Here is a 22992-nt window from a genome sequence, read left to right on the forward strand (position 1 = left end):
TCCCTGAAAACTCGTGAGAAATAACGGTTCTTTGAATTGCGTGCGGGGAGAGGTATGAGGGATTTACAGACCAGCGGCATAATGCAAGTCATGAGCTTGTAAGCCTGTGAGAGAGCATGTAGGCAGAGCGACCAATATCGTGATGTTAATGGCAAAAAAAATGTTGCCGTTCTGCCGACAGTCTCTGTCTGCATCCGGGCAACGAAGGTTTCTACTGGTGGATACACAAACCAGGGGAATAAATTCGTTTTCGCTTCTCCTTGGGTTATCACCGGGAGTAATGGAGTCAGCATTTGCATCCCTCGTCATGCCAGCCATTAATTTCAAACAATTATCGCTGGGTCACTTCGGCGCCTTATTAAAAATAAGAAGAAATTCCCAGAGTCACGATGTCGCTCATACGTCTCAGTTTCAGCTTGTACATGATATTGAATTTCTGGATCTTTAACGTTTGCTGCGAAATATTTAGTGTTGATGTGATATTACTTTCATTTTTGTTTTTCAGAATCAGTTGCATAATTTTGAATTGATTGTGCGAGAAACATAATTGAGAATTCTTATGGGGTAAGTGTTTTCCATAAGTAATATCAATCAGGTTTTTAATACTTTCTTTGCGGCTGATAAAATAAATAGGCGACTGACTTTTCAGTTTACTGATGTGATAAGGTGCCAGAACAATGATTCTTTCGGCATCTAATTTCTCAAGAAACTTAATAGCTTCTTCATCAAGGATATGATTATGATAGGTATCAATGATCACCTTGAATGGTTTGTTGCCTATGCTTTTGAGCTCTGACAGGGAATTGATTTTTATCATTTCGTGATTATCTTTCAACTGCAAAAAGCCCTGTAAAAGAAAAGAATCCTTCGTCATGAGAAAAATCATAACTTGCTCCTTAGCCGTTATCGTTTCGAACATGCTGTCCTTTTCATTATTTACATCCATGTCCGAATATGGTGTTCAATATAGTAAACGCCTATAAGAACCTTGCCCTTCGTGAACTAATACGTCTATTAACACTAATCAAAACTTCAGATTTAGCCATCATCTGGTCCATATATTGATCCTAGGTAAGATTCCTGGTTGTTATTGATTTGTAATTAATAAACAAAACATTAACACGCTGCGGACTTCTACCCAAGAATAAGTTATAAATAATCCATTTGTGATCTCTGAAGAATATTACTAAAGTTAAAGCGTAATCCGATTTAAATATTGAGTCTCCTTGTTTCTATTTAAGCTGGCAATTGGATTGCCAGCTTTCTTTTAGTGCATTGATAGTGAAAAAATAAACTCTGTAATATTTGTTTATCTACCTATAGCATCGATGTTTATGGAACCTTCAGTTCACTTTCTCACAGCACTTCTAAAACATTAAACCTGACAACGAAAAATATCAGCCATGATAATGTTTGAAATGGCTAATTCGCCGTGAAATAAATAAAAAATACAAAAATTTCAGATAGTTGATTTAATCGCTGTGCGCGATTTATTTCAACGATAGTTCGTGTTTTATCAAAGTAGCTATGCGGTGGTGTGGGTATTAGCCACCTCATAATCATTGTGCGTGACTATGAGGCAGGCTAAAAAATAGAGCGGAGATACGTCGGCTAGTTATTATTTTTTAACGAACAAACTAGCAAAACTGAACAGGCTGGCGGCGCTAAATATGAGTTCGATCCCTACCAGGGTAGATACCAATGTCACAGAAACCATCGGTGTTGCGCCAAGGAATATCCAGGCAATGACGATATCCAGCACACCAATAACGAGTTGTAGCCAGCTACCTTTCATTGAACGCTGACGATACCAGCTCATCAGGCGAATAACCCCTGCGACGCAGAACAGACCCGCAATAAACGCTGCAATGGCGAAAATCCCTAGCTCCGGTGCGCGGATAAAGAAATAGCCGATCAATAAATAGGCTACTGCCACGAGGAACCCCGATAATACAGGCCAGAAATTATGACTGCGGTTGCTGAATAATCCAACAATAAGTGCAATGCCCGAGCAGATTAATAATACGCCAACTACCGTGCTTAGAATATCACCAGAAACAAACGGGAAACTGATACACAGTAAACCGACGATGAACAGCAGTACTGCAATAAACTGGATCGCTCTGCGATGCTTCTTAAGCATATCCAGATCAAACTTCAAAATTGTTGCCTTATCTATATATAACATAGAACCACCCTATAAATTTAAGAAGGAAAACCCCTGCTATCAATCTATGCCAAAAATGCATCTGAGAATGCAGTTGATTTAATAAAAATTTCCTAATTACCGTGCTTGATGACCGTGTAACTTGTTGTATTAGAATAAAAATATTTGATTTTGATATTTTGTCTCAACATGACATACCCAGAAAACCAGGTTATAACCTCAATGTCGAAATTGATTCGTGACGGCTCTTTCACTTTATAGTTGAGGATATTACGATGAAAAAAGTATTAGGCGTTATTCTTGGTGGGCTGCTTCTTCTACCTGTAGTGAGCAATGCAGCCGATGCGCAAAAAGCAGCTGACAATAAAAAACCTGTCAACTCCTGGACCTGTGAAGACTTCCTGGCTGTAGACGAATCCTTCCAGCCGACAGCTGTCGGTTTTGCTGAAGCTCTGAATAATAAAGACAAACCGGAAGATGCGGTTTTAGATGTTCAGGGTATTGCAACCGTAACCCCTGCGATTGTTCAGGCTTGTACCCAGGATAAAAAAGCCAGCTTTAAAGATAAAGTTAAAGGCGAATGGGACAAAATTAAGAAAGATATGTAATTACGGGAATGCGTTACATCGTATTTCCTTAAATATTGAACAGGCCGGAATATCTTGCTTATAAAGCAGGTAATCCTCCTGTTCATATATCAATTATTTATTGAATGGGTTGTAAAATGAATATTGCATCTCTACGTAAAGCCATTGTTTTCGTTGGCGCTGTAGCGGCACTGTCACTGGTTAATGCGCAATCTGCACTGGCAGCTAATGAATCGGCTAAGGATATGACTTGTCAGGAATTTATTGACCTGAATCCGAAAGCGATGACACCTGTTGCATGGTGGATGCTGCATGAAGAAACAGTTTATAAAGGTGGCGATACAGTAACCTTAAATGAAACTGACCTGACTCAGATCCCTAAAGTGATTGAATATTGTAAGAAAAATCCGCAGAAAAATTTGTATACTTTTAAAGATAAATTGGCAAATGTCCTGCCGAATTAACAGGAATAAAGCAAAAAGGAGTAGCAAGCCGAGCCATCTTGCTGCTCCTTTTTGCGTTTTTATATGACTACCGAATTTATTATTCGTTTGATCCTGGCCGCAATTGTTTGTGGTGCTATTGGCATAGAAAGGCAAATACGCGGCAAGGGTGCTGGTTTACGTACTCATGTCTTGATTGGCATGGGCAGCGCGCTGTTCATGATTGTGTCGAAATATGGTTTTGCTGATGTGCTGGCGTTGGATCATGTCGGGCTTGATCCCAGCCGTATTGCCGCTCAGGTCGTCACTGGCGTCGGATTTATCGGTGCGGGGAACATCCTCGTTCGCAATCAAAATATTGTCGGTTTAACGACCGCTGCGGATATTTGGGTAACGGCAGCCATTGGTATGGTGATTGGTAGCGGCATGTATGAACTGGGGATTTACGGTTCCGTGATGACCTTGCTGGTGCTGGAAGTCTTCCATCAATTAACCTTCCGCCTGATGAACAAAAATTACCATTTACAGCTGACGTTAGTGAACGGTAATACGGTATCAATGCTCGACTGGTTTAAGCAGCAGAAAATAAAAACAGATTTAGTTTCGTTGCAGGAAAATGAAGATCATGACGTGGTTTCCATTGATATCCAGCTTCATGCCACGACGTCGATAGAAGACCTGTTGCGATTATTAAAAGGCATGGCAGGGGTGAAAGGCGTTTCAATTAGCTAATCTGTATCGTTATTTATTCGGCAGGAGTACCAGAGCGGTACTCCTGTTGGTTTTAATGATCGAGGACGATCAGTGGTGAGTGGTTGGCAGGATCTTTTAACACGGTAATATCCGCGCCATAGAGCATTGTCAGCGCCTGTTGTGTCAATACGTCCTGCGGTTTGCCATTTGCGACAACCTTTCCTTTTTGCATCAAAACAACACGGTCAGCATAACGGGCTGCAAGATTAAGATCGTGCAATACGCAGCAGACGTTAAATTGCCGTTCGCGAACTAACTGGCGTAATAAACGAAACAGATGTTGTTGATGGTGAATATCCAGCGCCGACGTCGGTTCATCAAGAAATAACCATTTCGGTGAGGGGACAGGTTCCCAGAGTTGCACCAGCAGGCGAGCCAATTGCACACGCTGTTGTTCACCGCCGGATAATTGCCGGTAGTCGCGGTTAGCGAGTGCCTGACAGTCGCATAACGCCATAATCTGCACCGTTTCACCACTCTGATGGCCGGTACGATGCGGATGCCGCCCCATCTGGATAACTTCCTGTACGCTGAATGGAAATGCCATGTGGCTATTTTGACGCATCACGGCCCGGTGTTTCGCCAGTTCGGTGATTGACCATTCATTTAATGGCTTATTAAACAACCGGCATTCGCCGCTATCAGGTTGAAGGTAGCCGGTTAGCTGGCGAAGCAGCGTGGATTTTCCCGCGCCATTAGGGCCGAGAATGGCAACAATTTCTCCGCCGGGAAAAGTCAGCGAGACATTATCAGTCAGACGCCGTCCATGAAGGCTATAAACCAGGTTTTTGGCGCTGATCATGTGATCCTCCGGTTACGCAGAATCAACCACATAAAATAAGGGCCGCCAAGCAGACTGGTTAATAATCCCACGGGCATTTCTGCTGGCTGTACCAGCGTACGGGCAAGCGTGTCTGCCATCAGCAATAAACAGGCGCCGGCGAGGGCAGAGCAAGGGATTAACCAGCGGTGATTTGCCCCGGTCGTCATGCGAATCAGATGCGGGATCACCAGGCCAATAAAGCCGATAATGCCGCTTACCGATACGGCAGCGCCAACCAGCAGTGAGCTAATCAACAGTAATTGCTGGCGTTTACGCTTTACGTTGACGCCGAGGTAATGGGCTTCTTCATCACCAAGCTGGAGTAAATTTAGCGTTCCGGCGAGACAGGTTGTTGCCATAATGGCTGGCAGAATGAATGAACTGGCGACCAATAACGTCGGCCATTGCGCCTGACCGAGATTACCCATCATCCATAATGTCAGTTGTCGTAGCTGCTGTTCATCGCCGATATAGCTCAGTATGCCGATCGCCGCACCGCACAGGGCATTGATGGCGATCCCGGCCAGTAACAATTGCATCATGCTGCCATCGCGATGGCGCTGTGTGATGAGAAAAATGACGGTACAGACCACTAAACTGCCGGCGATGGCAAACACCATTTGCTCATAGAGCACCAGCACCACTGGGAAGGAGAAGGGCAGCACAATAGCAACGCCAACCATTAATGCAGAACCGCTACTGACGCCAAGTAATCCAGGGTCAGCCATTGGGTTGCGAAAAAGCCCCTGCATAATCACCCCGGCGGTTGCCAACGCTGCGCCTACCAGCACTGCCAGTAAAACGCGAGGCAGGCGAATATTCAGCCAGATATCGCGGTATTCCTCATCAAAAAGGGCATCAAAACTGATCTTTAACGCTCCCTGACTGGCACCGAACAGCACCAGAGCAAGCAATAATAGTGATAGCCCCATAAAGACACTGGCGGAAGAAAATGAATCCTTGAGCACGCAAAACTCCATTACGACATTACGGCGCGGATATTCCGCGCCGGGAGGGGATTACGCTGGTTTCAGATCTGGTTCAATCAGACTGTAGATCTGCTTGTTGAGTGTCGGCTGACTGGCCAGTTCAGCAATATGTGCAGCGACATCGGCACGGCGGACAAAACCATGGCATTCCTGATTTTGTATCCGTAACGCTTTACCCGTTGCTGCGCCATCAAGCAGACCGCCTGGACGGAGAATGGCGTAGTCAAGTTGGCTGGTTTGCAGCCAGCTTTCCGCCAGCGTTTTTTCCCGTACCGCCTGACCAAACGCGGCTTTGGCGCGATCCGATAAAAACGGCCAGCTATCGCCGCATCCCAAAGAGGTCACCAGAATCATGCGCTTGATACCGGCCTTTTCGGCCTCATCAATCACTGTTCTGTGCGCCAGATAATCCTGTGCGCCACCCATTGTTGAGATTACAAGCGCATCCGGGCCAGCCGCGCGGCAGGCCGCTGCGACCACGCTGGCATCACAGGCGTCGCCTGTAAAAACCTGCACACCTTGTTGTGCCAGTTTAGCCGCAGCGTCTGTACGGCGAACGACAGCAACGACCGGACGTTGTTCCGCCAGCGCCAGTGCAAGCGTTCTGGCTCCAACTCCCTTTCCGCCTGCGCCAAAGAGTAGCCACGGTGTCATCAGGCATGTTCCTTCAGAGATGCCGCCAGAGCATGGAAGGCGCTGACTTGTTCGCTCAGGAGTTGACGATGGTCATCCCTGCCGAGGAAGATTTTCAGCATGGCGCTGCCTTCCTTATTGAAAAAGAGAATAGAGGCGGTGTCCATGCCCATGAATTTACGTTCGATTAAGGCAATATGTGTGCAGTTTTCTGCTTTGATATGCCCGGACATGCCGTGCTTTCCGCGTAGGTTGAAATAGCCGTGACGATGGAAACCCGAAGGCAGTTCTCCGCTAAATTCAAGGATCACATCGGCAGTATGCACCAGCGTGGTGACGTTGCCCCATTCGCAGACGGTATCCCAGACAGTATCGAATTTATCGCCTGACACGACCGTCGGAGAGGGCAGATTTTTCACTACCTCCAGCAGTGTGGTGTTGTATTGTTCGGCGATCGCTTCCAGCGTACCGTCTGGCTCCGTTTTCAAAAATTCCTGTAACGAGACATGGCTCATAAATCACTCCTGTTATGGTTTTCCAAGCGCAATCGCTGGCGCATTAAGTACCTGAATCAGTTCATTAAGAGACTGCAAAATATTGCTTGCCCAGAAACGACCTTCATTGGTCAGCCGCAGGCAAGTTGAAGCATCGCGGCTTAAGCCTTTTTGGTGCCACTGAGCCAGTAACGGCGCGAGTTTTTCGGCATGTGGCGTAAGTTCGTCCAGTGGTACACGCGCCGTTTCAATGCCCGACTGCAAGGTATGACGCCACTGCGCGTTACGTTCGGCGTTACGCATGATCATCATCAGCGGTTTTTTGCCTGCCGCGACGGATTCATGCCAGGTCTGAAGATTACGTTCGTTCATCCAGGAGTAACCATTAACCGAACCGCCAGCACCGGAACCAAAGGCCAGACAATCGGCACCCTGTTTAATCAGCAGGTTATAGAGATTACGTTCGCGTGTGGTGCGACCCCAGTGGCTGTTACTGATGCAGCGCCAACCGGCATCGTCCATGAAGTCACACCCTTGCAGATAGAGATCGCGACGTTCTGCCGGAGAGGGCACGGTAGTGCGCCCGTTTTCCACGGCTTTGCCCAGCGGCGTGTTGGGCAGGACATTGAGCGCATAGAGATCGACACCATCGAGACCGATATCGCGGGCAATAGCCAGATCTTCTCCCCAGGTTTGCGCATCCTGACCTGGCAGGCCGAACAGCAGGTCGCACACCACCGCAGCCCGGTCGCGTTTGACCAGGCTTTCCATAAACGCAATGGCGGTCGGACCATCAGAGGTGCGTGCCATTTTCTTGCGGATTTTGCTGTTAAATGACTGAATACCAATCGAGAAACGATTTGCTCCTGCGTCAAGGCAAGCATCGATTCGATCAGCATCAAAATTCAGTACCCGGCCTTCAATGGTGATTTCACAATCGGGTGCCAGCGGTAATTTCTCTCGTAGTGTGGTGATGATTCTGGACAAATCGCGCGCCGAGAGCGCGGAAGGTGTGCCGCCACCGAAATAGACCGCGTGGATGGGTGCGGACTGATGCAATACGCTGTCTGCCTCCAGCTCGATTTCTCGAATCAGGGCATCGGTGTAACGAGCGCACGCATCTTCGTTAAAACGATTCTGATAAAAACCACAAAACGTGCAGTGTGTCGCGCAAAAAGGAATATGCAGATAAACCAGTCGTTTACGAGGTGAAGTCGTTTGACCAATCATCTCTTGCCAGGTTTGTGCCAGTTGTTCTTTGGCGACCGGAATGGCCCCACGAAACGGCATCATGGCGCGCCTGTCTTTAAATGGCTGGTCTCCGTCTAAAGCAAAATGTGGCGTGAGATCCAGGGTGTTTTTCATGTTCATACGTCTGATTTAAATCCGTTTATTGCGGCCAAAGCTGCTGGTGTAAAGATTCAACGACATCAGCAATACGCGGGCCCATTCCCAGAATCAGGTTTTGATCAACGGTGATAATGCGCTGGTTCTTCCAGGCGGCGGTGTGGGTAATTCCGGCAATAGAACGCAGCCGATTAATATCGCCATCGACCATTTGTGAGGTGACGACAATCACTTCAGGGTTAGCCGCAATCAGCGATTCCGCGCTGTAGCTTTTGTACTGCTGGTGGGTAGCGACGTTTTCTGCACCGGCAAGCGACAGAATGGCGTCTGCGACGCTGCCTTTACCGGCAACCTGTGGCGCACTGCCGCCTGCGGAGAGAATAAACATCGCTTTAACCGGAGCTTTTTTGGCCGCCACGCTTTGCTGTACCCGCTCCAGGCGTTGGTTGATCTGTGTCACCAGCGCGTCGCCTTGTTCAGGAACCTGTAACGTTTTCGCCAGTTGGCGAATGTTGGCGTACATCTGCTCAAGGGTGGCGGGCACACGCGGTAGGGTGACGACGTTGACCTTCTGCGCCCGTAGCTGGTCGAGCACAATTTGCGGCCCGGCATCCTGCCAGGTAATTACGCTATCCGGGCGAAGTGACAAAATGCCTTCACTGCTCAGTTGCTTCCAGTAGCCAATATGCGGCAGTTTGGCGGTTTCTGGTGGATAAGATGTCGTTTCATCGACACCAACCACGCGGTTGCCAGCACCCATCGCGTAGATCAGTTCCGTCAGTGACCCTCCAGCAACCACGATACGTTCGGTCGCCGTTGCGCTAAAAGCCCAGCTAAGAGCCAGTACTGCCGTAAACAGTTTTTTCATGGGGATATGATTTACCGTGGTCTTCGCGGCAGAGGCCACGGCTGAAATACATAACGTTAGTGGGGAAAAAAGACACGGCCTGGTGGTGATCCTTGGTATCATATGAGAACTCTTATCAAATTGAGAATGATCATGATTATCATTTGAGTTATATATGAAATACCACCATCGATTCAATACGCAAGGCGTTACAAGCGTATTTATTTTTGATTTTTATCAAGATGATTCGTCAGCTAACGTTCTTTGCAACGGCTGAATTTCGGGGCGAGAAAAAGGTGCAACTCCAGCAATGTCGCGGGTTGTAGGGCAAAAAAATAGAAAAATTATTGCAGTTAACGACAAAGATTCGTTACGGCACGGTGGGGCGAATTGTGACAAGGAGGCTGTGGTTGATGAGACATAAACAGATTTTATAACCCCCTGTTTAGTGTGTTAATAGCGGTTAAAAAAAGCTTGATCATAAAAAATTGATCGATAATAATTCTCATTATCAAGTTGGTATTTAACAACACATGATCATATGGATAATGAAACTATAACTTTTGTAAGGGATAACGCACTGCACTCTTCACTCCAGACGTGGTGTACCACCAGACCTGATAAAGAGGGCGTGTATTTGCGCAATTGTCAGAAATACCAGGTAATTTCACGGGATATAAACGCCAATTAACTCACCTGGCTAATACTATCGCCTTGAATCGTAAATAAATTTATTTTCGCCAGCCACCCCGGTTTTTACCCAGGCAGCCAGCATTTTTTATTTTCCTCATGGAGAATCGCTATGTCACGTCCGCAATTTACCTCGTTGCGCTTGAGTTTGTTGGCTTTGGCTGTTTCCGCCAGCTTGCCGACGATTGCTTTTGCTACTGAAACCATGACTGTTACTGCAACGGGGAATGCCCGCAGTTCCTTCGAAGCGCCAATGATGGTCAGCGTTATCGACACTTCCGCCCCTGAAAACCAAACGGCCACTTCAGCCACCGATCTGCTGCGCCATGTTCCTGGGATTACTCTTGATGGTACGGGACGCACAAATGGTCAGGATGTGAATATGCGTGGCTATGATCATCGCGGCGTGCTGGTTCTTGTCGATGGTGTTCGTCAGGGAACTGATACCGGACACCTGAATGGTACTTTTCTCGATCCGGCGCTGATCAAACGTGTTGAGATTGTCCGTGGGCCTTCGGCATTACTGTATGGCAGTGGCGCGCTGGGAGGGGTTATCTCCTACGATACGGTCGATGCAAAAGATTTATTGCAGGAAGGACAAAGCAGTGGTTTTCGTGTCTTTGGCACTGGCGGCACGGGAGACCATAGCCTGGGGCTGGGCGCCAGTGCTTTTGGGCGAACTGAAAATCTGGATGGTATTGTGGCCTGGTCCAGTCGCGATCGTGGTGATTTACGCCAGAGCAATGGTGAAACCGCGCCGAATGACGAGGCTATCAACAACATGCTGGCGAAAGGAACCTGGCAAATTGATTCTGCCCAGTCTCTGAGCGGGTTAGTGCGTTATTACAATAACGACGCGCGTGAACCCAAAAATCCGCAGACCGTTGAGGCTTCTGATAGCAGCAACCCGATGGTTGATCGCTCAACGATTCAACGTGATGCGCAGCTTGCTTATAAACTCGCTCCGTTGGGCAACGACTGGTTAAATGCCGATGCAAAAGTTTACTGGTCGGAAGTTCGTATTAATGCGCAGAACACGGGGAGTTCCGGCGAGTATCGTGAACAGACAACAAAAGGTGCCAAACTGGAGAACCGTTCCACTCTGTTTGCCGACAGTTTTGCCTCTCATCTGCTGACATATGGCGGTGAGTATTATCGTCAGGAACAACATCCTGGCGGTGCGACGACGGGCTTCCCGCAAGCGAAAATCGATTTCAGCTCTGGCTGGCTGCAAGATGAGATAACCTTACGCGATCTGCCGATTACCTTGCTTGGCGGAACCCGCTATGACAGCTATCGCGGTAGCAGCGACGGCTACAAAGATGTGGATGCCGACAAATGGTCGTCTCGTGCAGGGATGACTATCAACCCGACCAACTGGCTAATGTTATTTGGCTCGTATGCGCAGGCATTCCGCGCCCCGACGATGGGCGAAATGTATAACGATTCTAAGCACTTCTCGATTGGTCGCTTCTATACCAACTATTGGGTGCCGAACCCGAATTTGCGTCCGGAAACCAACGAAACTCAGGAGTACGGCTTTGGGCTGCGTTTTGATGACCTGATGTTGTCCAATGATGCCCTGGAATTTAAAGCCAGCTACTTTGATACCAAAGCGAAGGACTACATCTCCACGACCGTCGATTTCGCAGCGGCGACGACCATGTCGTATAACGTCCCGAACGCCAAAATCTGGGGTTGGGATGTGATGACGAAATATACCACTGATTTGTTTAGCCTTGATGTGGCCTATAACCGTACCCGTGGCAAAGACACCGATACCGGTGAATATATCTCCAGCATTAACCCGGATACTGTTACCAGCACCCTGAATATTCCCATTGCCCACAGCGGCTTCTCTGTCGGTTGGGTCGGTACGTTTGCCGATCGCTCAACACATGTCAGCAGCAGTTACAGTAAACAACCGGGCTACGGCGTGAATGATTTCTACGTTAGTTATCAAGGACAGCAGGCGCTCAAAGGCATGACCACCACTCTGGTACTGGGCAACGCCTTCGATAAAGAGTACTGGTCGCCGCAGGGTATCCCGCAGGATGGTCGTAACGGAAAAATTTTCGTGAGTTATCAATGGTAATCATCTGCCCCGATATTTCGGGGCGTTTATCTGGAAGGAAGAGAGACAATGAACCACTACACACGCTGGCTTGAGTTAAAAGAACAAAATCCCGGAAAGTACGCGCGTGACATCGCAGGTTTAATGAATATTAGCGAAGCAGAGCTGGCATTTGCCCGTGTCACGCACGATGCGTGGCGGATGCGTGGCAATATTCGTGAAATTCTGGCGGCACTGGAAAGCGTTGGCGAAACCAAATGTATTTGCCGGAACGAGTATGCTGTTCATGAGCAGATTGGTGCTTTCACGAACCAGCATTTGAACGGTCATGCCGGATTAATACTCAACCCGCGCGCGCTGGATTTGCGACTGTTTCTCAATCAGTGGGACAGTGTTTTCCATATAAAAGAAACCACGGCTCGCGGCGAACGCCAGAGTATTCAGTTCTTTGATCATCAGGGCGATGCGTTACTGAAAGTTTATGCCACCGACAATACTGACATGGCGGCATGGAACGAGCTTCTGGGGCGTTTTATCGTCGAAGAGAATACGCAGCTTGAGTTAAAAGCCGCTGATGCGACTGCCGCACAAACCGACGTAGATGCCAGTGTGGTCGAGCAAGAGTGGCGGGCGATGACCGACGTTCATCAGTTTTTTACGTTGCTCAAGCGCCACAACCTGACTCGTCAGCAGGCGTTTAATCTGGTGGCAGACGATTTGGCCTGCAAAGTGCCCAACAGTGCGCTGGTGCAGATACTGGAATCCGCCCAGCAAGACGCTAATGAGATCATGGTATTTGTTGGCAACCGTGGTTGCGTACAGATCTTCACCGGTGTGGTTGAAAAAGTTGTGCCGATGAAAGGCTGGCTGAATATTTTCAACCCAACGTTTACTCTTCACCTTTTAGAGGAGTGCATTGCTGAAACCTGGGTTACTCGTAAACCCGCCAGTGACGGTTATGTGACCAGTCTGGAATTGTTTGCCCATGATGGTACGCAGATTGCGCAGCTCTATGGTCAACGTACAGAAGGCGAACAGGAGCAAGCGCAATGGCGTAAACAGATTGCGGCATTGACGCAGGAAGGTGTTACTGCGTAAAGCGTAATTGTGCGGAGGTCTGGCGGTCGCCGGGCCTCTTTATAAATATCAGCTGGCGAGTTCAGACCAGATAATCAATATGTTGATGACGTACCAGTTCGTTGATCCGCTTAAGGTTAAGAATCATCATAATATTGTGTTTATGGCAATAGAATGTTTTCAGCGAAATTTTTAATTTCCCCAGAATATCTTCCGTCGTCATTTGATTAGCAATGCAGGTCAGAACCTGATGTTGTTTGCATGAGAGTGACACATCCGCTTCTGGCACAGAACAGTAACTGCCATTAAGCAGCGCGACAAAGTCAATAATCGTAATATTTCTCTGGACAAAGGTTACCGGGACTTTTCCCAGACAACGTTTAATATTAAACGGTGAGAAAACAATGACATGAACAGGCTTCAGATGTTCAATTTTGTTGAGTATTGAAGAATGAAAGACATTATTCATTAACGTGTCAATAATCACTAAGGCATTCTGATGCAATGTTAAGTCGATCTCTTCTTCGTTCTGTATATGAACGACATTACCCTTACTTAAAATATTTTTCATGGCGGTGAAAAACATTGTATCCCTGGTAATTATAAGAAACATAACCGACTCCTGTTGCGGACATTAACTTTATAATCAGGTGCCAAAGGTAATAAATAGAGAGGATATTATAATTATAGTTATATATAAATATTCATACTAAAGATGCAGATATTTGAAAAATATCTGCATCTTTAAACTAAATCATTTCACCAGTTCTGGTGTTACCTGGCTAACCGCATTAGTGTAGTAAGGTGCGCCCCAGCCTGGTTCAGGCCAGAATGCGCCGTAGCCGTAATCCCACAGGTTGTAGGTGGTGTTGACCACTTCTCTCAAATGCCACACCTGAATACCTTGTACATTCACGTCAACGAAGTTATACGGGACTTTATTGATAAATCCAGGTTGTTCGCCCTGAATTGTGCCGAGAACGGTAACAAAGTGATTGCGGTAGTTCACTGGGTCAAGGAAGCCATTTTGTCTGGCGAGCAGGCGACCCTGATAGTTGGCTTCAATTTCAGGTTTGGCATAGCTATCCAGCGGTAATACGGCGATTTCTAACAACGTATCTGTTTTGCCGTTAATAACGTTGATAACCTTACCGCCAAAGCGTGCCTGTTGACCAACATACAAATTTGGTTGGTTATGAACAGCAACAAAACTTTTTTGAATATCAGGTTGGTTATTGCCTTTGATATTTTGCGGAATCGAACTACATGCGGCAAGAAAAAATGAAAGGCTGAAGATGAGTGCACCTTTTGTCTTGTTCATGTTACTATCCTTATCAACAAATGTTAAAACCATAATAGATATTTCTTTATAGTTTTCATCCGATTCTTAGGCGATATGCCTGATAGTAACGTAAACCTGTCTGATATTTATATCCTTGAACATTAGTCCCGGATAGCATTGACATATGAAGTTATTATCCGCCTCCTTGTAATATTAGTTCTTTATTTAATTATTATAATGAGTTTATTTTTTCTCTCATGTTACATGGAGTACTAATTATTAGCATTATGGTGATAACCATTTATTTAAATGGAAACTATTTATCCGCGAGGGCAGGAAGCGCAATTTACTGAAATTGCGCTTCCTGCATCCGGTAAGAAATGATACGCGTTCGTCAGAGATTGGGGGCACAGCCCCCCTTTGTTTATTTTAATCGTTTACCCGAATCATCAACCACTTTCTCGCCATCTTCCTTGCTGAACGCGCCTTTTTGCGCATCTGGCAGGATCTCCAGCACCACTTCCGAAGGACGGCAAAGACGGGTTCCCAGCCGCGTTACCACGATTGGACGGTTAATCAGAATCGGGTGTTGCAACATAAAGTCGATTAACCGATCGTCAGTAAATTTATCTTCTGCCAGACCCAGTTCCTCATACGGTTCAACGTTTTTACGCAGCAGAGCGCGAACAGAAATCCCCATATCAGCAATGAGTTTTACCAGCTCATCACGAGTCGGCGGGGTTTCCAGATAGTGGATAATGGTCGGTTCTGTACCGCTGTTGCGGATCATCTCCAGCGTGTTACGCGACGTGCCGCAGGCCGGGTTGTGATAAATGGTAATGTTGCTCATATCAGTATCTCATTACAAAGTGAAAGAGAGGCGTAGCGCCAGCGCCACCAGCGTTACAAACAGTACCGGCAGGGTCATGATAATTCCTGTGCGGAAGTAATATCCCCAGGTAATCGTCATATTCTTCTGCGAAAGTACGTGCAGCCAGAGCAGCGTTGCCAGGCTACCAATAGGTGTAATTTTCGGCCCCAGATCGCAGCCAATAACGTTGGCGTAAACCATCGCTTCTTTGATCACACCAGACGCCGTGCTGCTATCAATAGACAACGCACCAACCAGTACCGTAGGCATATTGTTCATGATCGAAGAGAGGAAGGCTGTCAGGAATCCGGTGCCCAGCGTCGCCGCCCACAGACCGTTATCTGCCAGTACGTTGAGTACGCCAGAAAGGTAATCTGTCAGTCCCGCATTGCGCAGGCCATAAACCACCAGATACATACCGAGCGAGAAGATGACAATCTGCCAGGGTGCACCGCGCAGCACTTTACCCGTATTGATAGCATGACCGCGTTTAGCGACGACAAATAATATCAGCGCACCCACCGCCGCAATGGCGCTTACCGGAATGCCGAGTGGTTCCAGGACGAAAAATCCCACCAGCAGAAGCAGTAAAACAACCCAGCCAGTTTTGAATGTAGCAGGATCTTTAATCGCTTCGGCGGGAGATTTCAGCAGCGCCATATCGTAGTTCTGCGGAATATCTTTGCGGAAATAGAGATGCAACATCACCAGCGTGGCCAGTATCGCGGCGATATCCACCGGCACCATTACCGAAGCATATTCGCGAAAGCCAAGACCAAAGAAATCTGCCGAAACGATATTCACCAGGTTCGAGACGATAAGCGGCAGGCTGGCGGTATCGGCAATGAACCCCGCCGCCATAACGAACGCCAGCGTAGTGCCTTTACTGAACCCTAATGCCAGCAGCATGGCGATGACAATCGGTGTCAAAATAAGCGCCGCGCCATCATTGGCAAACAGAGCTGCAACGGCGGCGCCGAGCAGGACAATCCAGGTAAACAGCAGGCGACCACGACCATTGCCCCAGCGTGAAACGTGCAGCGCCGCCCATTCGAAAAAGCCGGATTCATCCAGCAGCAAACTGATGATAATAACGGCAATAAATGCGGCAGTTGCATTCCAGACGATATTCCACACTACAGGAATATCGCCCGGATGGACCACGCCTGTAACTAACGCCAGCATTGCGCCCAGCGTTGCACTCCAGCCGATGCCTAAACCTTTCGGTTGCCAGATAACCAATACGATGGTCAGGACAAAGATAGCGCCTGCCAGTAACATAATGCCTCCAGGATAAAACACATACGAAAATCCATATGTGTTTAGCTGAAATTTTTAACTGCAAATGTTCTTACTGTCTACGGAACAATTTTGTCGAGCCAGGTTGCGGACAATCGCCTGAACCTTTTCCTGTTCACATCGCCAGGCCTCATCAATAATTTTCGCCGCCCATGCTGGAATATGCGGCGATAGGCGGTAATGAACCCACTTACCTTGCTTGCGATCCAGCAATAAACCGCTTTCCCGCAGCAATGCCAGGTGGCGTGAGATCTTGGGCTGCGACTGATTCAGGGCAGTACAGAGATCACACACGCATAACTCCCCCATCTCACTGAGCAGTAATACGATGCCCAGGCGGGTCTCATCGGCAAGAATTTTGAAGAGTTGGATGGGTAACAGAAATGACATATTGCGCTCCTGATTGTTGCAGGTAGTGTCTCTCTTCAAAACGGATAAGTCAAAAACATATATGGTTTAACGGATGCGTAGGTGCAAAGGAAGGTAATGGGTGTGAATTAAGCGTTGGGTATTCATTTGAAAAAAGGCCCGAATCAGGACGTAAAAAAACCGACTTTGCGTCGGTTTTTTACTTTCCAGCCCTGAGTTGGTGGCTCTGGCTGGAGTGAGATAGTCATCATCTAACAGCTCAATACTATTAGCCAGTGGCTAACATTGCAAGAATTAGCGATTTCTTCCGCTGGCAGAGGGGCAGTTTGGTATACATGGCGGTGAAAGAGGATTTATATACTTTCACTTGATCGCCTCCGTATTAAGCCTTGTCCGAATCAGGACGTAAAAAACCGACTTTGCGTCGGTTTTTTACTTTCCAGCCCTGAGTTGGTGGCTCTGGCTGGAGTGAGAATGCCCACATCTAACTTTTCAATGCTATTCCCTTAAAGGATACATTGCAATGTTATGCTGGTTATTTAATCTCATTACACTGTATGATTATCCAGTTAGCTCTGAGGCATTTTCACTCTGGCAATGCGCATAAACGCTTTCAAAGTCCTGATCAGTTGTACGGGTGGTGCCGTTAACTGATGCTCTGGCCGGAGTGAGATAGTCGTCATCTAACAATGGGACATGCGCCGTGACAGGCAATGGATGAGTAAGCGGATGCATTCTCACTCCATCGCATGGAGAAAACGGGTGATTGATAAAGCAATCATCGTTCTTGGGGCGTTAATTGCGCTACTGGAACTGATCCGCTTTCTGCTTCAGCTTCTGAACTGATAGCGGAAACGTAGCTAAGGGCTAAGAGCACACTACTCTTAGCCCTTTAATATTTAACGCATGGTCACGAACTCTTCTGCTGCCGTTGGGTGAATAGCGACAGTGTTGTCAAAGTCTTTCTTGGTTGCGCCCATCTTCAGCGCCACCGCGAAGCCCTGCAACATTTCGTCCATGCCAGAACCAATGCCGTGAATACCGACAATCTTCTCTTCTGGTCCAACGCACACCAGCTTCATGCGGCACGGCTGGCGGTGAGTGGTGACGGCGGTATACATCGCGGTGAAAGACGATTTATACACTTTCACCTGATCATCGCCGTACTGCTCACGCGCCTGCGGTTCCGTTAAACCAACAGTACCAATCGGCGGATGGCTGAAGACCACGGTCGGAATGTTGCTGTAATCCAGATGCTCATCCGGCTTGTTGTTAAACAGCCGTTCAGAGAGACGGCGACCCGCCGCCACCGCGACCGGCGTCAGTTCCACTGCACCTGTGTTATCGCCCACCGCGTAAATACCTTCAACGTTAGTATTTTGATATTTATCGACGACGATATAGCCTTTTTCGTTGGTTTTAACGCCAGCGGCTTCGAGGTTGATGTTGTCATTGGCAGGTTCACGTCCAATCGCCCAAATCAGGCAATCCACCGTTTCACTGCGACCATCTTCCAGCTCCAACGTCAGGCTGCCATCGGCATTTTTCACCACCGCTTTCGGGATTGCATTGGTGTGCAGCTGCGGGCCTTCAGCGTTCATCACTTCGACCAGTGTTTCAGTGATCATCGGGTCAAAGCTGCGCAGCGGCGCGTGTTTACGCACAAACAGATGCGTCTTCGCGCCGAGGCCGTTAATAACGCCAGCCAGTTCAACGGCGATGTAACCCGCACCAACAACTGCCACGCGCTCTGGCAAAGCGGGTAGGGCAAAGAAACCATCGGAATCAATGCCATATTCCACGCCCGGAATATCCGGGTGGCTTGGACGACCACCGGTGGCGATCAGAATATGATCGGCCGTAATGGTTTCACCGTTTACCTCCAGCGTTTTGGCATCAACGAAGCGGGCAAAGCCCTTGATTACATCAACGTTATTTTTACCGAGCACGTTTTCATAGGAAGTATGAATACGGTCGATATAGGCGGTACGGCTGGCGATCAACGTTTCCCAGTTGAACTTATTTATGGTGGTATCAAAGCCATAATCCGGGCCGTACATGTGGATCGCTTCGCGGATTTGCGCCGCGTGCCACATCACTTTTTTCGGCACGCAGCCAACATTCACGCAGGTGCCGCCCAGTTCTTTGGCTTCAATCAGCGCGCATTTCTGACCGTACATAGCCGCGCGGTTGATGGAGGCGATACCGCCGCTGCCGCCGCCGATGGCGATGTAATCATAGTGTTTAGTCATGACATATTGTCCTTATCGTTGATTACCGCGATTGTAGCGCGAGACGTAATAGGTGCCAGCGATGGTTGCAATTACTCCGGCACGATCCAGCTTACGGTGGCGTGCCCGGTGCCTGCCGGAACCAGTTTGCTGTGCAGCCACGGCAGCACGTTGTTCATTTGCTGCTCCAGCTTCCAAGGTGGATTAATCACAATCATGCCGGAAGCGGTCATACCACGGCGGTCGCTGTCTGGCAGCACCGCTAGTTCAATTTGCAGAATTTTGCGAATGCCGGTCGCTTCCAGGTCGTGGATCATGCGCTTGATCTGCTGGCGCAGCACCACCGGATACCATAATGCGTAAGTGCCGGTAGCGAAACGTTTGTAGCCTTCTGCTATTCCGCTGACCACCGCCTGATAGTCGGTTTTCATTTCATACGGTGGGTCGATAAGTATCAAACCACGGCGGGAAACTGGCGGCAGTTTTGCTTTCAGTTGCAGGAAACCGTCGGCTTTTTCTACGCGCGCACGGCTGTCTTTCTGAAATTCAGAACGCAGCAACGGGTAATCGCTCGGGTGTAGCTCGGTCAGTTGCAGGCTGTCTTGTTCACGCAGTAACTGACGGGCAATCAACGGCGAACCGGGGTAGTAACGCAACTGTCCGCTACGGTTGAAGTGTTTTACCACATTGATGTACGGCTCCAGTTCTGCGGGCAAATCGTCCTGCTGCCAGATACGGGCGATGCCTTCGAGATATTCGCCAGTACGCTCGGCATGTTCGCTGCTTAACTGATAACGCCCGGCACCCGCATGGGTATCGAGATAGAGAAACGGTTTATCTTTCTCTTTCAGCGACTCGATGATCAGGCTCTGAACGGTGTGTTTAAGGACGTCGGCGTGGTTGCCAGCGTGAAAGCTGTGGCGATAACTGAGCATGGGTAAAGGTGTTCCGGTAAGTAAAAATCGGCCCGTATTCGGGGCGCACAAAAGCATATCAGGACAGTATACCGAAAAGAGGACGTCGCCGCGAAAGCGTAACGTTTCTCATTGAAATTCACTACACTTAACCCCATGCTATTACCCATTACGCGTCGGATGGCATCGGCCTATTAACGTAGGCCGGATAAGACGTCAGCGTCGCCTCCGGCGAAAGCGCCTGTGAGCGTTTCGTTCCCTCTATTTAACCAGGACTGTACCTATGACGAATCCGTTACTGACACCCTTTGAATTGCCTCCGTTTTCTAAAATTCTCCCGGAACATGTCGTTCCTGCTGTCACTAAGGCGCTGAACGACTGCCGCGAAAATGTGGAGCGCGTGGTAGCGCAGGGGGCACCGTACACCTGGGAAAATCTCTGCCAACCGCTGGCGGAAGTGGACGATGTGCTGGGACGTATTTTCTCCCCGGTCAGCCACCTGAACTCGGTGAAAAATAGCCCGGAGCTGCGCGAAGCCTACGAACAAACGCTGCCGCTGCTGTCGGAATACAGCACCTGGGTCGGGCAACACGAAGGGCTGTACAAAGCGTACCGCGATCTGCGCGATGGCGATTACTACGCCACGCTGAACACGGCGCAGAAAAAAGCGGTTGATAACGCACTGCGCGACTTCGAACTCTCTGGCATCGGTCTGCCGAAAGAGAAACAGCAACGCTACGGTGAGATTGCCACCCGTCTTTCTGAGCTGGGCAACCAGTACAGCAACAACGTTCTTGATGCGACGATGGGCTGGACCAAACTCGTCACCGACGAAGCGGAGCTGGCGGGGATGCCAGAAAGCGCGCTGGCTGCAGCAAAAGCCCAGGCCGAAGCGAAAGAACTGGAAGGCTATCTGCTGACGCTGGATATCCCAAGCTACCTGCCGGTAATGACTTACTGCGACAACCAGCCTCTGCGCGAAGAGATGTATCGCGCTTACAGCACCCGCGCCTCCGATCAAGGCCCGAACGCCGGTAAGTGGGACAACAGCAAGGTGATGGAAGAGATCCTCACCCTGCGTCACGAACTGGCGCAACTGCTGGGCTTTGAAAACTACGCCTTTAAATCCCTTGCCACTAAAATGGCAGAAAACCCGCAGCAGGTGCTTGATTTCTTAACCGATCTGGCAAAACGCGCGCGTCCGCAAGGTGAAAAAGAGCTGGCGCAGCTGCGCGCCTTCGCCAAAGCCGAATTTGGCGTCGATGAGTTGCAGCCGTGGGATATCGCTTACTACAGCGAAAAACAGAAACAGCACCTCTACAGCATCAGCGACGAACAACTGCGTCCGTACTTCCCGGAAAACAAAGCGGTTAACGGGCTGTTTGAAGTTGTGAAACGTATTTACGGCATCACCGCGAAAGAGCGTAAAGATGTTGATGTCTGGCACCCGGATGTACGTTTCTTCGAACTGTATGATGAGAACAACGAACTGCGCGGCAGCTTCTACCTCGACCTGTATGCCCGTGAGAACAAGCGCGGCGGGGCGTGGATGGATGACTGCGTAGGCCAGATGCGCAAAGCCGACGGCTCGCTGCAAAAACCGGTCGCGTATCTGACCTGTAACTTCAACCGCCCGGTGAACGGTAAACCGGCACTGTTTACTCACGACGAAGTGATTACCCTGTTCCACGAGTTCGGTCATGGTCTGCATCATATGCTGACCCGCATCGAAACTGCCGGTGTTTCCGGGATCAGCGGGGTGCCGTGGGATGCGGTCGAACTGCCGAGCCAGTTTATGGAAAACTGGTGCTGGGAGCCGGAGGCGCTGGCGTTTATCTCCGGTCATTATGAAACCGGCGAACCGCTGCCGAAAGAGCTGCTGGATAAAATGCTGGCGGCGAAGAACTACCAGGCGGCGCTGTTTATTCTGCGCCAATTAGAGTTCGGTCTGTTCGATTTCCGCCTCCATGCAGAGTTCCGCCCGGATCAGGGAGCGAAAATCCTCGAAACTCTGGCAGAAATCAAGAAACTGGTTGCCGTGGTGCCGTCTCCGTCATGGGGTCGTTTCCCACATGCATTTAGCCATATCTTTGCCGGTGGTTATGCCGCAGGTTACTACAGCTACCTGTGGGCCGACGTGCTGGCGGCAGATGCCTTCTCGCGCTTTGAGGAAGAGGGCATTTTCAACCGTGATACTGGACAGTCGTTCCTCGACAACATTCTGAGCCGTGGCGGTTCAGAAGAGCCGATGGAGCTGTTCAAACGCTTCCGTGGTCGTGAACCGCAACTGGATGCGATGCTGGAGCACTACGGTATTAAGGACTGATTAGTCAGTGAAAATCTGTTTAATTGATGAATCGGGCGCCGGAGACGGCGCCTTATCTGTTCTGGCGACCCGCTGGGGGCTGGAGCACGATGAAGACAATCTGATGGCGCTGGTGTTAACGCCAGAGCATCTGGAATTGCGCAAGCGTGATGAGCCAAAACTTGGCGGCATCTTTGTTGATTTTGTTGGCGGAGCGATGGCGCACCGTCGCAAATTCGGCGGCGGACGCGGTGAGGCAGTGGCGAAAGCGGTGGGCATTAAAGGCGATTATTTGCCGGATGTGGTGGACGCCACCGCAGGGCTGGGGCGCGATGCCTTTGTGCTGGCTTCAGTCGGCTGCCGAGTGCGGATGCTGGAGCGTAATCCAGTGGTTGCCGCGCTACTCGACGACGGCCTGGCGCGTGGTTATGCGGATGCGGAAATCGGCGGCTGGTTGCAGGAGCGGTTGCAGTTAATTCACGCCTCCAGCCTGACGGCGCTAACCGATATTACTCCGCGCCCGCAGGTGGTCTATCTTGACCCGATGTTCCCACATAAGCAGAAAAGCGCGCTGGTGAAAAAAGAGATGCGTGTGTTTCAGTCGCTGGTGGGGCCGGATCTCGATGCCGATGGGTTGCTGGAGCCTGCGCGGTTGCTGGCGACCAAACGCGTGGTGGTGAAGCGCCCGGACTATGCGCCGCCGCTGGCGAATGTCGCCACACCGAACGCGGTTGTTACCAAAGGGCATCGCTTTGATATTTATGCGGGTACGCCGGAGTAAAAGTAAAACGGGTAGC

General features: G+C 49.1%; 23 protein-coding genes. 8 read left to right on the forward strand and 15 right to left on the reverse strand.

Going from position 1 to position 22992, the window contains the following annotated elements:
- Positions 1-358 precede the first annotated feature (358 nt).
- A complete protein-coding gene (gadE, locus tag WC5_RS13855) occupies positions 359-886 on the reverse strand; it encodes an acid resistance transcriptional activator GadE (RefSeq protein WP_000576683.1) in 528 nt (175 codons plus the stop codon).
- A gap of 732 nt (positions 887-1618) precedes the next feature.
- Positions 1619-2188, reverse strand: coding sequence for an acid-resistance protein HdeD (gene hdeD, locus WC5_RS13850; protein ID WP_000965661.1), 570 nt, complete (start codon positions 2186-2188; stop codon positions 1619-1621).
- A gap of 254 nt (positions 2189-2442) precedes the next feature.
- On the opposite strand from hdeD, the gene hdeA reads away from it, so the two are divergent.
- The 3 genes from hdeA (at position 2443) to WC5_RS13835 (ending at position 3929) form a co-directional block, all read left to right on the forward strand.
- Positions 2443-2775 (forward strand): acid-activated periplasmic chaperone HdeA, encoded by a 333-nt coding sequence (gene hdeA / locus WC5_RS13845; protein WP_000756548.1) that lies wholly within the window; start codon positions 2443-2445, stop codon positions 2773-2775.
- A 116-nt stretch (positions 2776-2891) separates the two neighbouring features.
- Positions 2892-3218, forward strand: a complete 327-nt coding sequence (hdeB, locus tag WC5_RS13840; RefSeq protein WP_016158878.1) for an acid-activated periplasmic chaperone HdeB — start codon at positions 2892-2894, stop codon at positions 3216-3218.
- 63 nt (positions 3219-3281) lie between these two features.
- Entirely contained in the window at positions 3282-3929 is a 648-nt protein-coding gene (locus WC5_RS13835; RefSeq protein ID WP_016231541.1) for an MgtC/SapB family protein, read from the forward strand.
- Between the two features lie 52 nt (positions 3930-3981).
- Here WC5_RS13835 and WC5_RS13830 read toward each other — a convergent pair whose 3' ends face one another.
- From WC5_RS13830 to shuT, 6 genes are read right to left on the reverse strand one after another with little or no spacing between them, the layout of a single operon-like run.
- Complete coding sequence (locus WC5_RS13830; protein WP_000622219.1) at positions 3982-4752, reverse strand: heme ABC transporter ATP-binding protein; 771 nt, start codon at positions 4750-4752, stop codon at positions 3982-3984.
- Positions 4749-5741: a heme ABC transporter permease ShuU/ChuU gene (shuU, locus tag WC5_RS13825; RefSeq protein ID WP_000910395.1), complete on the reverse strand. Its 993-nt coding sequence runs from the start codon at positions 5739-5741 to the stop codon at positions 4749-4751. The genes WC5_RS13830 and shuU overlap by 4 nt, the downstream gene beginning before the upstream one ends.
- Positions 5742-5792: 51 nt before the next feature.
- Positions 5793-6416, reverse strand: a complete 624-nt coding sequence (gene chuY / locus WC5_RS13820) for an anaerobilin reductase (protein ID WP_000189340.1) — start codon at positions 6414-6416, stop codon at positions 5793-5795.
- Complete coding sequence (hutX, locus tag WC5_RS13815) at positions 6416-6910, reverse strand: heme utilization cystosolic carrier protein HutX (protein ID WP_000020032.1); 495 nt, start codon at positions 6908-6910, stop codon at positions 6416-6418. Before hutX ends, chuY begins: the two co-directional genes overlap by 1 nt.
- 12 nt (positions 6911-6922) lie before the next feature.
- The gene (gene hutW / locus WC5_RS13810) at positions 6923-8260 is read right to left on the reverse strand and encodes a heme anaerobic degradation radical SAM methyltransferase ChuW/HutW (protein WP_001056418.1); all 1338 of its coding nucleotides are present in this window, start codon (positions 8258-8260) and stop codon (positions 6923-6925) included.
- A gap of 19 nt (positions 8261-8279) precedes the next feature.
- A complete protein-coding gene (shuT, locus tag WC5_RS13805) occupies positions 8280-9203 on the reverse strand; it encodes a heme ABC transporter substrate-binding protein ShuT (RefSeq protein ID WP_024191052.1) in 924 nt (307 codons plus the stop codon).
- Positions 9204-9978: 775 nt separating this feature from the next.
- On the opposite strand from shuT, the gene chuA reads away from it, so the two are divergent.
- Together chuA and chuS are read left to right on the forward strand one after the other, a co-directional pair.
- Positions 9979-11868 (forward strand): TonB-dependent heme/hemoglobin receptor ChuA/ShuA, encoded by a 1890-nt coding sequence (gene chuA, locus WC5_RS13800; protein ID WP_309245441.1) that lies wholly within the window; start codon positions 9979-9981, stop codon positions 11866-11868.
- Between the two features lie 48 nt (positions 11869-11916).
- Positions 11917-12945, forward strand: coding sequence for a hematinate-forming heme oxygenase ChuS (chuS, locus tag WC5_RS13795; RefSeq protein WP_001017203.1), 1029 nt, complete (start codon positions 11917-11919; stop codon positions 12943-12945).
- A 61-nt stretch (positions 12946-13006) separates the two neighbouring features.
- On the opposite strand, the gene WC5_RS13790 is transcribed toward chuS, so the two are convergent.
- From WC5_RS13790 to arsR, 5 genes are all read right to left on the reverse strand, one after another.
- Complete coding sequence (locus WC5_RS13790) at positions 13007-13537, reverse strand: helix-turn-helix domain-containing protein (protein ID WP_000478613.1); 531 nt, start codon at positions 13535-13537, stop codon at positions 13007-13009.
- Positions 13538-13678: 141 nt separating this feature from the next.
- On the reverse strand, positions 13679-14245 hold the full coding sequence (gene slp, locus WC5_RS13785; protein WP_001044202.1) for an outer membrane lipoprotein Slp: 567 nt from the start codon (positions 14243-14245) through the stop codon (positions 13679-13681).
- Positions 14246-14630: 385 nt separating this feature from the next.
- Positions 14631-15056, reverse strand: a complete 426-nt coding sequence (arsC, locus tag WC5_RS13780; RefSeq protein WP_000065770.1) for a glutaredoxin-dependent arsenate reductase — start codon at positions 15054-15056, stop codon at positions 14631-14633.
- A 12-nt stretch (positions 15057-15068) separates the two neighbouring features.
- On the reverse strand, positions 15069-16358 hold the full coding sequence (arsB, locus tag WC5_RS13775) for an arsenite/antimonite:H(+) antiporter ArsB (protein WP_016231543.1): 1290 nt from the start codon (positions 16356-16358) through the stop codon (positions 15069-15071).
- A gap of 54 nt (positions 16359-16412) precedes the next feature.
- Positions 16413-16766 carry an As(III)-sensing metalloregulatory transcriptional repressor ArsR gene (gene arsR / locus WC5_RS13770; protein ID WP_000008973.1) on the reverse strand — a complete coding sequence of 118 codons (354 nt, stop codon included), beginning with the start codon at positions 16764-16766 and terminating at the stop codon, positions 16413-16415.
- A 741-nt stretch (positions 16767-17507) separates the two neighbouring features.
- Here arsR and dinQ point away from each other — a divergent pair.
- Positions 17508-17591 (forward strand): damage-inducible type I toxin DinQ, encoded by an 84-nt coding sequence (gene dinQ, locus WC5_RS0122100; protein ID WP_001295215.1) that lies wholly within the window; start codon positions 17508-17510, stop codon positions 17589-17591.
- Positions 17592-17644: 53 nt separating this feature from the next.
- Here dinQ and gorA read toward each other — a convergent pair whose 3' ends face one another.
- Positions 17645-18997 (reverse strand): glutathione-disulfide reductase, encoded by a 1353-nt coding sequence (gene gorA / locus WC5_RS13760; RefSeq protein WP_000160820.1) that lies wholly within the window; start codon positions 18995-18997, stop codon positions 17645-17647.
- A gap of 71 nt (positions 18998-19068) precedes the next feature.
- A complete protein-coding gene (gene rlmJ, locus WC5_RS13755; RefSeq protein WP_010349921.1) occupies positions 19069-19911 on the reverse strand; it encodes a 23S rRNA (adenine(2030)-N(6))-methyltransferase in 843 nt (280 codons plus the stop codon).
- Positions 19912-20173: 262 nt separating this feature from the next.
- On the opposite strand from rlmJ, the gene prlC reads away from it, so the two are divergent.
- Together prlC and rsmJ are read left to right on the forward strand one after the other, a co-directional pair.
- Positions 20174-22216 carry an oligopeptidase A gene (gene prlC, locus WC5_RS13750; protein WP_016231545.1) on the forward strand — a complete coding sequence of 681 codons (2043 nt, stop codon included), beginning with the start codon at positions 20174-20176 and terminating at the stop codon, positions 22214-22216.
- A gap of 7 nt (positions 22217-22223) precedes the next feature.
- Positions 22224-22976, forward strand: a complete 753-nt coding sequence (gene rsmJ, locus WC5_RS13745) for a 16S rRNA (guanine(1516)-N(2))-methyltransferase RsmJ (RefSeq protein ID WP_000686600.1) — start codon at positions 22224-22226, stop codon at positions 22974-22976.
- Positions 22977-22992: the final 16 nt, after the last annotated feature.

This window comes from Escherichia sp. KTE114, assembly GCF_000407765.1.
GTDB classification, from domain to species: Bacteria; Pseudomonadota; Gammaproteobacteria; order Enterobacterales; family Enterobacteriaceae; genus Escherichia; species Escherichia ruysiae.

Coding starts and splice junctions, on each gene's coding strand:
- hdeD (WP_000965661.1), bottom strand. CDS start 2,188: ATGTTATATATAGATAAGGCAACAATTTTGAAGTTTGATCTGGATATG.
- WC5_RS13830 (WP_000622219.1), bottom strand. CDS start 4,752: ATGATCAGCGCCAAAAACCTGGTTTATAGCCTTCATGGACGGCGTCTG.
- gadE (WP_000576683.1), bottom strand. CDS start 886: ATGATTTTTCTCATGACGAAGGATTCTTTTCTTTTACAGGGCTTTTTG.
- chuY (WP_000189340.1), bottom strand. CDS start 6,416: ATGACACCGTGGCTACTCTTTGGCGCAGGCGGAAAGGGAGTTGGAGCC.
- arsR (WP_000008973.1), bottom strand. CDS start 16,766: ATGTCATTTCTGTTACCCATCCAACTCTTCAAAATTCTTGCCGATGAG.
- chuA (WP_309245441.1), top strand. CDS start 9,979: ATGACTGTTACTGCAACGGGGAATGCCCGCAGTTCCTTCGAAGCGCCA.
- arsC (WP_000065770.1), bottom strand. CDS start 15,056: ATGAGCAACATTACCATTTATCACAACCCGGCCTGCGGCACGTCGCGT.
- WC5_RS13790 (WP_000478613.1), bottom strand. CDS start 13,537: ATGTTTCTTATAATTACCAGGGATACAATGTTTTTCACCGCCATGAAA.
- hdeA (WP_000756548.1), top strand. CDS start 2,443: ATGAAAAAAGTATTAGGCGTTATTCTTGGTGGGCTGCTTCTTCTACCT.
- slp (WP_001044202.1), bottom strand. CDS start 14,245: ATGAACAAGACAAAAGGTGCACTCATCTTCAGCCTTTCATTTTTTCTT.
- rlmJ (WP_010349921.1), bottom strand. CDS start 19,911: ATGCTCAGTTATCGCCACAGCTTTCACGCTGGCAACCACGCCGACGTC.
- WC5_RS13835 (WP_016231541.1), top strand. CDS start 3,282: ATGACTACCGAATTTATTATTCGTTTGATCCTGGCCGCAATTGTTTGT.
- prlC (WP_016231545.1), top strand. CDS start 20,174: ATGACGAATCCGTTACTGACACCCTTTGAATTGCCTCCGTTTTCTAAA.
- chuS (WP_001017203.1), top strand. CDS start 11,917: ATGAACCACTACACACGCTGGCTTGAGTTAAAAGAACAAAATCCCGGA.
- hutW (WP_001056418.1), bottom strand. CDS start 8,260: ATGAACATGAAAAACACCCTGGATCTCACGCCACATTTTGCTTTAGAC.
- hutX (WP_000020032.1), bottom strand. CDS start 6,910: ATGAGCCATGTCTCGTTACAGGAATTTTTGAAAACGGAGCCAGACGGT.
- hdeB (WP_016158878.1), top strand. CDS start 2,892: ATGAATATTGCATCTCTACGTAAAGCCATTGTTTTCGTTGGCGCTGTA.
- gorA (WP_000160820.1), bottom strand. CDS start 18,997: ATGACTAAACACTATGATTACATCGCCATCGGCGGCGGCAGCGGCGGT.
- arsB (WP_016231543.1), bottom strand. CDS start 16,358: ATGTTACTGGCAGGCGCTATCTTTGTCCTGACCATCGTATTGGTTATC.